Below are 12,619 nucleotides of genomic sequence, written 5' to 3' on the forward strand. Positions count from 1 at the left end.
GCGTTCGCGTCGCGGCACCGCCCCCGCCTCGTGGAATGTGACCTTCGACGCCCCGCCAGGGGGGCTGTGCAGCGTGGTTACCCGCAAGTAGCATGACGGTGTCAGCCCGCACCGCGGCGGAGCCGTATCGGCATGCCCGCGCGCAGCGATCCACCTGGAGGAGAGCCAACGTGCCTCGTACCGCTAGGGACGTCGTCTTCGTCGACGGCGTCCGCACCCCGTTCGGCAAGGCGGGCCCGAAGGGCATCTACCACGAGACCCGCGCCGACGACCTGGTCGTCAAGTGCATCCGGGAACTGCTGCGCCGCAACCCGGACCTGGACCCGGCCCGCATCGACGAGGTCGCCATCGCCGCGACCACGCAGATCGGCGACCAGGGCCTGACCCTGGGCCGCACCGCCGGCATCCTCGCGGGCCTGCCGCAGTCCGTGCCGGGCTACTCCATCGACCGCATGTGCGCCGGTGCGATGACCGCCGTGACGAGCGTGTCGGGCGGCGTGGCCCTCGGCGCGTACGACATCGCCCTCGCCGGCGGTGTCGAGCACATGGGCCGCCACCCCATGGGCGAGGGCGTCGACCCCAACCCGCGCTTCGTCTCCGAGAAGCTGGTGGACGAGTCCGCCCTGTTCATGGGCATGACCGCGGAGAACCTGCACGACCGCCTGCCGCACCTCACCAAGGAGCGCGCCGACGCGTACGCGGTGCGCAGCCAGGAGAAGGCCGCGAAGGCGTACGCCGACGGCAAGATCCAGGCCGACCTGGTGCCGATCTCCGTCCGCCGCACGTCCCCCGAGGGCGGCGAGACGGGCTGGGGCCTGGCCACGGCGGACGAGCCGATGCGCCCGGGCACCACGATGGAGAACCTGGCGAACCTCAAGACCCCCTTCCGTCCGCACGGCCGGGTCACCGCGGGCAACGCGGCCGGTCTGAACGACGGTGCCACCGCCTCCCTGATCGCCGCCGAGGACGTCGCGCGCGAGCTGGGCCTGCCGGTGAAGATGCGCCTGGTCTCCTACGCCTTCGCCGGCGTGGAGCCGGAGGTCATGGGCATCGGCCCGGTGCCGGCCACCGAGAAGGCCCTGGCCAAGGCCGGCCTGACGATCGAGGACATCGGTCTCTTCGAGATCAACGAGGCCTTCGCCGTCCAGGTCCTGTCGCTGCTGGACCACTACGGCATCGCCGACGACGACCCGCGCGTCAACCAGTACGGCGGCGCCATCGCCTTCGGCCACCCGCTGGCCTCCTCCGGCGTCCGCCTGATGACGCAGCTGGCCCGCCAGTTCGAGGAGCAGCCGCACGTCCGCTACGGCATCACGTCGATGTGCGTGGGCTTCGGCATGGGCGGAACGGTCATCTGGGAGAACCCGCACTTCGACGGAGGCACCAAGTGAGCACCACCACTGAGCTCCTGAAGGGCGCGGCCGAGCTGTTCCCCGACGAGGTCGTCACCCAGGCGCACGTGCGCCACCTCGACCTGCCGGGCGGCGCCGGGCGCTTCGCGCTCGTCACGCTCGACAACGGCCTGGACCACACCAAGCCGACCACCTTCGGCCCGCAGTCCCTCGCCAACCTCGACGCGGCGATCGACAAGGTCGAGGCGGAGGCCGCGGCCGGTGAGATCGTCGGCGTCGGCATCACCGGCAAGCCGTTCATCTTCGCCGTCGGCGCCGACCTCAAGGGCGTCGAGCTGCTGAAGAAGCACGAGGAGGCCCTGGCCATCGGCAAGGGCGGCCACGACGTCTTCAAGCGCCTGTCCTCGCTGGCCGTGCCCACCTTCGCGTACTACAACGGCGCGGCCATGGGCGGCGGCGTCGAGGTCGGCCTGCACTGCACCTACCGCACCGTCTCCAAGGCGATCCCCGCCTTCTCCCTGCCCGAGGTCTTCCTGGGCCTCGTCCCGGGCTGGGGCGGCTGCACCCTGCTGCCGAACATCATCGGCGCGGACCGCGCGGTCTCGGTCATCATCGAGAACTCGCTCAACCAGAACCGCCAGCTCAAGGGCAAGCAGGTCTTCGAGCTCGGCATCGCCGACGCGCTCTTCGACGGCGCGGACTTCCTGGAGCAGTCGCTGCTGTGGACGGCCTCCGTCCTCAAGGGCGACACCGAGGTCGTGCGGCCCGAGGTCGACCGCGGCGAGGCGTGGGACCGGGCCGTCGAGCGCGGCCGCGCCTTCGCCGACTCCAAGGTGCACGGCGCGGCCCCGGCCGCCTACCGGGCCCTCGACATCATCGCCGCCGCCAAGAACGGCGACCTGCGCCAGGGCTTCGACGCCGAGGACCAGGCCCTCGCGGACCTGATCATGGGCGGCGAGCTGCGCAGCGGCATCTACGCCTTCAACCTGGTGCAGAAGCGCGGCAAGCGCCCCGCCGGCGCCCCGGACAAGTCGCTGGCCCGCCCGGTCAACAAGGTCGGCGTCGTCGGCGCCGGTCTGATGGCCTCGCAGCTGGCGCTGCTGTTCGCCCGCCGCCTGGAGGTGCCGGTCGTGCTGACCGACATCGACCAGGAGCGCGTGGACAAGGGCGTCGCCTACGTCCACGGCGAGATCGACAAGCTGCTGCTCAAGGGCCGCATCAACCAGGACAAGGCCAACCGCCTCAAGGCCGCGGTGACCGGCTCCCTGGACAAGGCCGCCGCCTTCGGCGACGCCGACTTCGTCATCGAGGCCGTCTTCGAGGAGATGGGCGTCAAGCAGCAGGTGTTCGCGGAGGTCGAGGCGGTGGTCCCCGAGACCGCGATCCTCGCCACCAACACCTCCTCGCTGTCGGTGTCGGAGATGGCCTCCAAGCTCAAGCACCCCGAGCGGGTCGTGGGCTTCCACTTCTTCAACCCCGTCGCGATCCTGCCGCTGCTGGAGATCGTCCGCGGCGAGCGGACCGACGACGCCGCGCTGGCCACCGCCTTCGGCGTGGCCAAGAAGCTGAAGAAGACCGCGGTGCTGGTCAAGGACGCCCCGGCGTTCGTGGTCAACCGCATCCTGGTCCGCTTCATGGGCGAGATCCAGAACGTCATCGACGAGGGCACCCCGGTCGCGGTGGCCGAGAAGGCCGTCGAGCCGCTCGGCCTGCCGATGTCGCCGCTGGTGCTGCTGGAGCTGGTCGGCCCGGCGATCGGCCTGCACGTCTCCGAGACGCTGGCCGGCGCGTTCCCCGACCGCTTCAAGGTCTCCCCGAACCTGGCGGCCATCGTCAAGGCGGGCAAGCGCGGCTTCTACGTCCACGACTCCGGCAAGCCGGAGCTGGACCCCGAGGTGGCGGCGCTGCTGCAGCAGGGCGACGTCGTCCTGACCGAGGAGCAGGTCCGCGAGCGCGTCCTGGACGCGGTCGCCGAGGAGATCGGCCTGATGCTGCAGGAGGGCGTCGTCGCCGAGGCGCAGGACATCGACCTGTGCCTGATCACCGGCGCCGGCTGGCCCTTCCACCTGGGTGGCGTCACGCCGTACCTGGACCGCGAGGGCGTCTCCGAGCGCGTGAACGGCAAGCGCTTCCTGCCGCAGGGCGTGGCGAGCGTCCCGGCGTAGCCGAAGTGGTACCCGGACGGGGCCCGGTCGCGCGGCGACCGGGCCCCGTCCCGTACCCGAACACTGGTGAGGCCCCGCGGTCGGGGGGATGCCGCGGGGCCTCACCGCGTTCAACGGGTGGGCGAATGGGTTGGTTCCCGCACTTCTGCGGCAGTATGGCGGGTGGGGGTGATGGGCGTGCGAGAGCGGCCGGAAGCGAAGCGCAGCGCCAACGGGAGGGCCTACGACCCGGACAGGCTCTTCCTGCCACCCGACGACGACCTCGCCCCGAACCGGCCGGGCGAGACCCTGCGCGCCCGGCTGGACGCCTCGCGCCGGGGCCGGCTGTCCCTGGCCCTGGCCCGGCTGCTGGGCCGGCGGCCGGTGGAGGACTCCTGGCGAAGGTCGCTGGCCGCCGAAATGCGGGTCGGGGCACAGCTGGAGGGGCTCACACCGGGCGGCTGGGAGGTGGTGCACTCCATCGTGCTGCCCGGGGACGCCGTCATCCCGCACCTGCTGATCGGCCCCGGCGGCGTCTTCTGCGTCCAGACCGAGCCGGTGCCGGCGGCGCGCGTCGAGGTGGGTGAGGACGAGGTACGGGTGGGGCGCGAGCGACAGCCGCGCCCGTGCGTACGGCGGGCCCGGCGCGGCGCGCAGCGCTGCGCCCCGGTGCTCTCGCGCTGCTGCGGCTATCCGGTGCCGGTGCGGGCCGTGCTGGTGCTGTCCGGGGCGGCCGAGACGCGGGTGGCGCCGGCGCTGCGGGACGTACGGGTGCTGCGCGAGGACGAGGTGGCGGCCGGCCTCGGCGGCCTGGGCGGGGTGCTGCGCCCGGACCGGGTGGACCGGATCCACACCGTGGCGCGCAACCGCCGGGTGTGGTTCGCCGCCTGAGGGGTGGGGCCCGCATATTCCGCTTGTGGCAGACTCGGCCCGAAATCGAGTAAGAGATCCAGCGATGGATGTTCGGGCGAGGGCAGGTTCAACCGGTGGTGGCAGAACAGGGCAGGGCGCACGGCCGCAACCACTCCACCGGCTCGCGCGGCCGGCGCGCCCGGCCCCGTACGGACCCGCCCGCACTGCAGTGGCTGAAACGGTTCGCCGCGCTGGGCTTCTGGAAGCGCCTCAGGCCCGCCTACCCCCGCCCGGGGAAGAAGGGCTTCCGCCGCTGGGTGCCGTCGTGGCGTCAGAGCCTGGGGCTCCTCGGCGCCTTCGCCGGCACCGCGATATCCCTTTTCGGCATCCTCTACGCCACCACCGACATACCCGAGGACCTCAACGCCTTCGCCACCCAGCAGGACAACGTCTACTACTGGGCCGACGGCACCGAGATGGCCCGCACCGGCCCCGTCGACCGCCAGGACACCGCCCTGGAGAAGATCCCGGAGAAGGTCCGCTGGGCCGCGCTCGCCGCGGAGAACGAGACGTTCTACTCCGACGACGGCGTCTCCGTCAGCGGCATGACCCGTGCCGCCACCCGCATGCTCACCGGCGGCGACACCCAGGGCGGCTCCACCATCACCCAGCAGTACGTCAAGAACGCCTACCTCAACCAGCGGCAGACCCTCACCCGCAAGCTCACCGAGATGATCATCGCGATCAAGCTCGACGACAAGCTGAGCAAGAACGACATCCTGCAGGGCTACCTCAACACCAGCTGGTACGGGCGCGGCAGCTACGGCATCCAGCGCGCCGCCCACGCCTACTACGGCAAGGACGTCTCCCAGCTCAACCCCAGCGAGGGCGCCTTCCTCGCCTCCCTCCTCAAGGGAGCCGCCCTCTACGACCCGGCCATGGGCCCGAAGAACCACGCGCGCGCCGTCGAGCGCTGGAAGTGGATCCTCGACCGCATGGTCGCCATCGGCAGGCTCTCGCCCGCCGAGCGTGCCACCTACACCACCTTCCCCGAGCCCAAGGCGCCGCCCAGGCCGGAGGGGCTCACCGGCCAGGTCGGCTACCTCGTCGACACCGCCCGCGCCTACGTCAGCGCCCACAGCGACGTCTCCGACGCGGAATTCGACCTCGGCGGCTACCAGATCCGCACCACCTTCGAGAAGCCCAAGGTCGAGGCGCTGGACAAGGCGGTGGCCGCGGTGCGCGAGAAGCTCGACCCCGCCAACCGCGAGACCGACCGCGACGTGCGCATCGGCGCCGCCTCCGTCACCACCGACGGGCGCATCGTCGCCCTCCAGGGCGGACCGGACTACCTCAAGCAGGGCTTCAACGACGCCAACTCCACCGTCGTCCCGGCCGGCACCGCCTTCGCGCCCTTCGTCTACGCCTCTGCCCTCACCAACGGCATCCAGCGCGAACGCGGCGCCACCCGCACCCCCGTGACCCCCGCCAGCATCTACGACGGCAACGACAAGATCGCCGTGCGCACGCCCGAGGGCCCCTACTGGGACCGCTCCGGCAAGATCGTCAAGGCGCGCAACGACGACGGCAAGTCGTGGGGGAAGATCTCCCTGAAGGAGGCGGTCGCCCAGTCGGTGAACTCCCCGATCATGCAGCTCGGCATGGACGTGGGACTCGACCGCGTCAGCCGCACCGCCGTCCAGGCCGGACTGCTCCCCGAGAGCCTCGGCCCCCAGGTGCCCGCCTTCTCCCTGGGCACCACCCGGCCCAGCGCCATCCGCATGGCCAGCGCCTACGCCACGTTCGCCGGCAAGGGGATGCACACCGAGCCGTACTCCGTCTCCGCGCTCAGCCGCAACGGCGACCCGGTGCCCGTGGAGAAGCCCGCCGCACAGCGGGCCCTGCCCGCGAGCGCGGCCGGCGCCGTGGACGACGCCCTGCACGAGTCCGTCCAGCGCGGCAGCGCCGTCGCCGCCAAGGCCGCCGGCCCCGGAGCGGCCGGCAAGGCCGGCACCGGACCGGACAACAAGTCGGCCTGGTTCGCCGGCTACCGCGGCACGGTCTCCACCGCCGTCTCCCTCTCCCGCATCGACCCCAAGAGCCAGGAGCTGCTGCCGCTGGACGGGCTGGGCGGGGTCAAGGCCGCACAGGGCAGCCCGTACCCGCTGCAGATCTGGACGGCCTGCATGGGCAAGCCGTAGGGCTCGCCGGGGCGGTCCACTTCAGGTCTACTTCAGGTCTACTTCAGGAACGTCTTCCAGTCCGGCGCCTGCGCCGGGTCCAGGGTGCGCAGCTTCGCCAGCACCTTCGGGTCCTGGGCGTCCATCCAGTCGGCGACCTGCCGGAAGGACACGCAGCGCACCCCGTCCCGCCTGCACACCGACTTCATGACGTCCTCCACGGCCTTCATGTAGATGCCGTCGTTCCAGTCCTCGAAGTGGTTGCCGATGAACAGGGGCGCCCGGCTGCCGTTGTAGACGCGCTCGAAACCGTTGAGGTAGCCGTCCCGCGTCAGCTTCCGCCACTCCTCGTACTTCGCCGGATCGCCCTTGGTGTTGTCACCGGACTGGTTGAAGAGGAAGTTGAAGTCCATGGACAGGACCTGCTTGTCGCTCTTGGGGTAGGGCAGCAGCTGCAGCGGGAAGTTCCACATGCCATCGACCTTCGACGGCCACAGCTGGAAGTCGCCGGGCGAGCTCGCGTCGTACCGCCAGCCGAACTCCTTGGCCGCCGTCAGCAGGTTCTTCTGCCCCTCCAGACACGGCGCGCGGCCGCCCACCAGCTCCTTCTTGTAGTCGAAGGGCAGCGGGGGCAGGTCCTTGTAGCCGGTGTTCGTCTTCCAGTTCTCCACGAACGCGTACGACTGCTCGATCTCGCTCTTCCACTCCTGCGGGCTCCAGTCCCCGCCGCCCTTGGCGCCGCAGAAGTGCCCGTTGAAGTGGGTGCCTATCTCGTTGCCGGCCAGCCAGGCCGTGCGCAGCTCCCCCAGGGTGTCCTTGATGTGCTCGTCGGTCGCGTACGATATCGCCGCCTCGCCGGGCTTGTGCTGCGGCGGCTTGTACAGCGTCGCCTTCGACTTCGGCAGCAGGTACATGCCGGTCAGGAAGAACGTCATCTGCGCGTTGTTCGCCTTGGCGACCTGGCGGAAGTGCGAGAACAGGTGGTCGTCGCCCTCCAGTGCGCCGTCCCACGAGAACACCACGAACTGCGGCGGTTTCTCGCCCGGCTTGAGCTTCTCCGGCTTGGTCACGTTCGGCTGCGGGCCGGTGTAGGACGTCGACCCGTCACCGAGGACGTGGACCTTGCCGTCCCAGACCTCCTCCGGCTTCTTGCCCCCGTTGGCCTCGCTGTTCGCCCCCGGCTGCGCGGAGGCCGACGCCCCCGCCGCACGCGCACCGTCCCCGTCGCCGTCACCGCGCATCAGGCCGACCACCAGGGCCGTCACGACGCACAGGGAGCCCAGAGCCGTCGGAACGTAGACAGACCTCTTCACAACTTCGCACTCCCTGGCGACGGTACAGGTGTTCAGGCCGCCAGTATCACAGGCCGGTGCGACAACCCCGCAGGGAAGGGTGGTCAGCCCGGACCGGGACCGCGATCGCCGGACGCCTCCTGGGCGGCACGGCGGTACTCGGCGTTGATGCGCTGGGCCTCCTCGAGCTGGTCCTCGAGGATGACGATGCGGCAAGCAGCCTCGATCGGGGTGCCCCTGTCGACGAGCTCGCGGGCGCGGGCGGCGACCCGCAGCTGGTAGCGGGAGTAGCGGCGGTGCCCGCCGTCCGAGCGCAGCGGGGTGATCAGACGAGCCTCACCGATGGCACGGAGGAAGGCGGGGGTCGTGCCGAGCACGGCGGCGGCCCGGCCCATGGTGTACGCGGGGTAGTCGTCGTCGTCCAGGCGATCGCTGAGCGGTGTGTCTGCTGTCATGTCACCTCGTTGTGCGTTGTGCAACGCGTCGAGGGGCCCCGGCGCCGTGCGGCACCAGGGCCCCGGAGGAAATTCAACACCATCGGCCGGCCCCCACGCGGCGCCGGCCTTCTCGCCCCGGCTGCGGGCGGCAAGGAGGCGGAACGGCGGCAAGGGCCCTGCCGACGCGCGTCGGCAGGGCCCTTGCCGGGTCCCGGATGGCGGCCTTCCGCCTGCTCACGCCTCCGGGGGGACGATGCCACCGAGCAGGCTCGACGCGGTTTCGAGCGGAGTGGGGACATCCGCCGGGAGAGCCTCGGGATGCTCGTGGCAGGTGAAGCCGAGACGGGTCATGGCCCGGACGACTTCGCCGCTGGTGAAGTCGCGGCGGTCCTGCCGGGTGATGACCTGGCCCACCTGCTTGACCGGGTAGCGGCGGCGGCCGATGGTCACGGACTCACCCGTGACGATCTCGGGCGTGACGCCCTTCATCGAGGCCACCACCCCGCTCTTGGTCAGATCGAACGGGTACCGGGCGATGACACAGCGCATGATGCCTCACAGCGAAGATGTACGACGGGCCGAACGGGCGAGCCCGGGGCGAGGAGGGCAGCAAGGAATTCCCGTGTTCCGCGGCAGATGAGCGGCGCAGAGAATTTCGAGAGACGAGCCGGATACGAAGTGGGCCGAGCCCCGAAAAGCAGCGAGCCGGGGCCCGCACCCCACAGGTGCGGGCCCCAGCTGCGAAGTATGCGTCAGCGCCGATGTCAGGCGAGAACGATGTTCTCGGCCGTCGGGCCCTTCTGGCCCTGCGCGATGTCGAACGAGACCTTCTGGCCTTCCAGGAGCTCGCGGAAGCCCTGGGCGGAGATGTTCGAGTAGTGGGCGAAGACGTCGGCGCCGCCGCCGTCCTGCTCGATGAAGCCGAAGCCCTTTTCCGCGTTGAACCACTTCACGGTGCCGGTGGCCATGTCATTTCTCCTTGGGAGACGGTGTCGGGAATTCACCCTGTGCGAATTCCGTGTCGCCGTGATGATCACCCCGTCGGAAAAACCTTCTGGCAACCACACCTGCAACCGCGATCGACAGTAGCACGATGCGATCGGCCCTGCACGGTAAATAATTCCGCTCCGTTCGGCGATTGAGGAATACTCGCCGGAGCCCACCCCTATTTCTCATGTCGCGGGAACAGATATGGACCCCCCGTGCGTGCGGCCTTTCCTGCGGGCCTTCCGCCCGCAGCCCGCGCCGGTGCGGGCACCTGCAGGGGTACCTGCGGGTACCCCTGCAGGTCGGCTCAAATCTGTCGTGGCGACAGTAGACAGTCGCCTGTCGCGGGGCTACGGTTTCGTTGTACCCAGGAAGTCGAAGTGGGCACGGCAGAGGACGAACTGCCGTGCGAGCAGGCCAAACGGAAACGCGACCCACAAGAGCAGGCCATCAGGACCGCCCGGGCGAGGAAGGTGTCCGCCCGGGTGCCGCAGGCCCGGATTGGAAGGTGGTCCCTGGTTACGCATACGCGATCCCCGCAGTCCCGCCCTCCCAGGCGGACCCTGCGGACAAAGAAGGCCGGCACAGCAGGCCGGTAGATGGTGTTGAAAGCTCGGGGCCCGGGTGCCGTACGGCGCCCGGGCCCCCGGACGCGTCCTCGGAAGAAGAGGCCTATGCCCCCTCGCAGTACCCGCCCCGCCGACAACCTCGACGATGACGACTATCCCGCCTACACCATGGGCCGGGCCGCCGACATGCTCGGCACCACCCCCGCCTTCCTCCGCGCCCTCGGTGACCACCGTCTGATCACCCCCCTGCGCTCCGAAGGCGGCCACCGCCGCTACTCCCGCTACCAGCTGCGCATCGCGGCCCGAGCCCGCGAACTCGTCGACCAGGGCACCCCGATCGAGGCCGCCTGCCGCATCGTCATCCTCGAAGACCAACTCGACGAGGCCCGGCGCATCAACGAGCACCTGCGCGCCCAAGGCACCGAGCCGCAGCCGAAGACCTCACCCTGAGTGCTGCCGCCGAGGACGCTGCGAGCTCCCGGCTCCCGGCTACGGGCGTCGCAGGCGCGGGAGCGGGCAGAAGCGCTCGCCTCCTTCGACCGCGACGGTCGGCCCGGGCGCGATCTCCGTGAAACCCGCGTCGTGCACCACCGGCAGCCCGCTCGTCATCAGCTCCGCCCACCGGGCCGGGTCCGCCGTGCGTACCGACAGCGCGAAGCCGTCCGCACGCCACGCGGCACGCGCCGCGTCGTCCAGCGCCCACCACGCCAGCTGCGCGCCGTGCCCCGCCTGGGCCATCGCCTTGCCCGCCGACATCTCCAGCGCCGGGTTCAGCCACAGCACCGGGCGGTGCGCGTCCGGCGCGGCCACCGGGTCCGCGTCCGCCAGCTCCGTGCCCGAGACCTGCAGCTTGACCAGCTCCTTGGGCCAACCGTCCAAGGGCACCGGCGGGAAGACCCGCACCTCGGCTGCCTCGCCGTGCACCGTGATGCCCGGCAGTGCCGACGCCTTGCGCCACTCCGCCCCGCGCGCCCGCCGCACCACCTTGCGGATGCGGGCGTCCTGCCAGTCCCGCACGGCCTGCGCCCACGGGCCGTCGGGCTCGGTCGCCCGTTCGTCCGCCAGCAGCACCAGCACGGCCCGCGCCGCGGTCTGCAGCGCGTCGGTGCGGGGCGGGGGAGCGGTCTTCTCGATCCGCACCACCAGCGGCAGGACGTACTGCGGGGCGTTGTCGCGGGGATCCTCGGGGACATCGGTGCCGGTCACCGCTCCAGTCTGCCAGCCGGCTCGGACGGACTACGGTGTGGGCCATGAGACTGGAGGGGGTGGGGCGCCGTCACCGGACCGGCGGCCCCTGGATCGTCCGGGACGTCGCCCTCGACGTGCCGGCGGGAACACTGATACGGATTCACGGCGCCAACGGCAGCGGCAAGTCCACCCTGCTCCGCCTGATCGCCGGCATCGACACACCCAGCACCGGCCGCATCACCGGCCGCCCGCGCACCACCGCGTACGTACCCGAACGCTTCCCTGCGGCCCTGCCGTTCACGGCCGCCGGCTACCTCACCGCCATGGGACGCGTCCACGGCCTGCGCCGCGGTGCGGCCGAGCGGGCCGGCCGCACCTGGCTGGAACGCCTGGGCGCCGGGCCGTACGCGAACACCCCGCTCGGCGAACTGTCCAAGGGCAGCAGCCAGAAGGTCGCCGTGGCCCAGGCACTGCTCGCCCCGCCCGGCGGCCTGCTCGCCCTCGACGAGGCCTGGACCGGCCTCGACCCCGCCTCCCGTGCGGTCCTGGACCGCACGGTCACCGAACGCGTCGCCGAAGGCACCGCCGTCGTCTTCGTCGACCACGACCCGCACCGGCTCGCGGGCCGCCCCGACGCCGCGTACGACGTGGCGGGCGGCCGGGTGCGGCCCTCGGCCGTCCTTCTCGACGAGCGAGCGCGGGGACGTCCGCGGGTACGGGTGGAGGTCCAGGGGCCACCGGGCGCGGCGCTGCCGGACGGCCTGCCGGGTGCACCGCACGCCGACGGCCACCGGCTCACCGTCGCCGCCGCACATTCCGACGCGCTGCTGCACGCCCTCCTGACGGCCCGGCCGGCGTGGCACATCCGCAGCGTGACGCCGGTCGAGGAGGAAGACCCGTCGTGACCGCACTGATCGGCTATCAGGCCGCCCTGCTCCTGCGCTCGCACCGGTGGCTGCCACCGCTCCTGCTGTACGCCGCCTTCGTCGCCGTCGGCGTCCGCACCGGGGAGCCGGTCCTCGACGCCTACGGCTGGGCGGCCACGGCCCTGGTGCCGGTGGGCGCATGGCTGGTGCGCGTGTGCGTCACCGGCGAACCCGATGCGGCACGCGACTGCGCCGCGGCCGCGCTCGGCCCCCGGCGCGCGCACCTCGCGGCGGTCCTCACCGGACTGGGCGCGACGGTGCTGCTCGGCGCCGCCGGCACGGCGGCCGTCGCCCTGATCGGCGACCCGCACAGCGCCGACCACCGGGTGGCGGTGCCCACCTGGCCGGCGGCGGCCGCGGGCCTGCTCACGGCCCTGACCTGCGCCCTGCTCGGCGCGGCCGCAGGAGCCCTGTGCAACCGCCCGCTGCTGCGCAGCACGGGCAGGGCGGTGCCGGCGACGATGCTGGCCGTCTTCGCGGTGCTGTTCGCGGGCGCCTCCCCGGCGAGGGCGGCGGTGACGGGACTGGTCACCGGCTCCCACGACGGGGTGGTACGGATGCCGGTGCCGGCCCTGGCCTGTGCGGTGCTCGTCGCCGCGGTCGCGACGGGCGTCGCGTGCACGGCGAGCGGGCGGCGCCGGGGGTGAGACGTCCTGCCGGTGCGCTGCCGCGGGGTGGTTGCGGCCCGGTGG

The 12,619-nt window shown here is 71.7% G+C and carries 12 protein-coding genes; 7 read left to right on the forward strand and 5 right to left on the reverse strand.

Features of this window, described 5'->3' with window-relative positions; all coding sequences use genetic code 11:
* Positions 1 to 170 precede the first annotated feature (170 nt).
* The 4 genes from ABD361_RS05660 to ABD361_RS05675 all read left to right on the forward strand — a co-directional run bounded on the left by ABD361_RS05660 (position 171) and on the right by ABD361_RS05675 (position 6,549).
* Positions 171 to 1,391 carry a thiolase family protein gene (locus tag ABD361_RS05660; protein WP_344433604.1) on the forward strand — a complete coding sequence of 407 codons (1,221 nt, stop codon included), beginning with the start codon at positions 171 to 173 and terminating at the stop codon, positions 1,389 to 1,391.
* Complete coding sequence (locus tag ABD361_RS05665) at positions 1,388 to 3,517, forward strand: 3-hydroxyacyl-CoA dehydrogenase NAD-binding domain-containing protein (protein WP_344433605.1); 2,130 nt, start codon at positions 1,388 to 1,390, stop codon at positions 3,515 to 3,517. The genes ABD361_RS05660 and ABD361_RS05665 overlap by 4 nt, the downstream gene beginning before the upstream one ends.
* Before the next feature lie 177 nt (positions 3,518 to 3,694).
* Positions 3,695 to 4,387, forward strand: a complete 693-nt coding sequence (locus ABD361_RS05670) for a nuclease-related domain-containing protein (RefSeq protein ID WP_344433606.1) — start codon at positions 3,695 to 3,697, stop codon at positions 4,385 to 4,387.
* A gap of 95 nt (positions 4,388 to 4,482) precedes the next feature.
* Complete coding sequence (locus tag ABD361_RS05675; RefSeq protein ID WP_344433608.1) at positions 4,483 to 6,549, forward strand: transglycosylase domain-containing protein; 2,067 nt, start codon at positions 4,483 to 4,485, stop codon at positions 6,547 to 6,549.
* 38 nt (positions 6,550 to 6,587) lie between these two features.
* Here the strand turns inward: ABD361_RS05675 and ABD361_RS05680 are convergent, their stop codons facing one another.
* From ABD361_RS05680 to ABD361_RS05695, 4 genes are all read right to left on the reverse strand, one after another.
* Positions 6,588 to 7,769 carry a polysaccharide deacetylase family protein gene (locus ABD361_RS05680; RefSeq protein WP_425583155.1) on the reverse strand — a complete coding sequence of 394 codons (1,182 nt, stop codon included), beginning with the start codon at positions 7,767 to 7,769 and terminating at the stop codon, positions 6,588 to 6,590.
* A gap of 155 nt (positions 7,770 to 7,924) precedes the next feature.
* Positions 7,925 to 8,275, reverse strand: coding sequence for a MerR family transcriptional regulator (locus ABD361_RS05685; protein WP_344433611.1), 351 nt, complete (start codon positions 8,273 to 8,275; stop codon positions 7,925 to 7,927).
* Positions 8,276 to 8,491: 216 nt separating this feature from the next.
* Entirely contained in the window at positions 8,492 to 8,806 is a 315-nt protein-coding gene (locus tag ABD361_RS05690) for an SCO5918 family protein (RefSeq protein WP_344433612.1), read from the reverse strand.
* 215 nt (positions 8,807 to 9,021) lie between these two features.
* On the reverse strand, positions 9,022 to 9,225 hold the full coding sequence (locus tag ABD361_RS05695; protein ID WP_073934532.1) for a cold-shock protein: 204 nt from the start codon (positions 9,223 to 9,225) through the stop codon (positions 9,022 to 9,024).
* Positions 9,226 to 9,918: 693 nt separating this feature from the next.
* Here ABD361_RS05695 and ABD361_RS05700 point away from each other — a divergent pair.
* Positions 9,919 to 10,263, forward strand: coding sequence for a MerR family transcriptional regulator (locus ABD361_RS05700; RefSeq protein WP_344433615.1), 345 nt, complete (start codon positions 9,919 to 9,921; stop codon positions 10,261 to 10,263).
* Between the two features lie 39 nt (positions 10,264 to 10,302).
* Here ABD361_RS05700 and ABD361_RS05705 read toward each other — a convergent pair whose 3' ends face one another.
* Positions 10,303 to 11,019: a peptidyl-tRNA hydrolase gene (locus tag ABD361_RS05705; RefSeq protein ID WP_344433616.1), complete on the reverse strand. Its 717-nt coding sequence runs from the start codon at positions 11,017 to 11,019 to the stop codon at positions 10,303 to 10,305.
* 44 nt (positions 11,020 to 11,063) lie between these two features.
* Between ABD361_RS05705 and ABD361_RS05710 the strand changes: the two genes are divergently transcribed.
* Both ABD361_RS05710 and ABD361_RS05715 read left to right on the forward strand, forming a co-directional pair.
* The gene (locus ABD361_RS05710) at positions 11,064 to 11,906 is read left to right on the forward strand and encodes an ATP-binding cassette domain-containing protein (protein WP_344433617.1); all 843 of its coding nucleotides are present in this window, start codon (positions 11,064 to 11,066) and stop codon (positions 11,904 to 11,906) included.
* Entirely contained in the window at positions 11,903 to 12,574 is a 672-nt protein-coding gene (locus tag ABD361_RS05715) for an ABC transporter (protein WP_344433618.1), read from the forward strand. The genes ABD361_RS05710 and ABD361_RS05715 overlap by 4 nt, the downstream gene beginning before the upstream one ends.
* Positions 12,575 to 12,619: the final 45 nt, after the last annotated feature.

It is taken from the genome of Streptomyces luteosporeus, assembly GCF_039532865.1.
Taxonomy (GTDB): Bacteria; Actinomycetota; Actinomycetes; order Streptomycetales; family Streptomycetaceae; genus Streptomyces; species Streptomyces luteosporeus.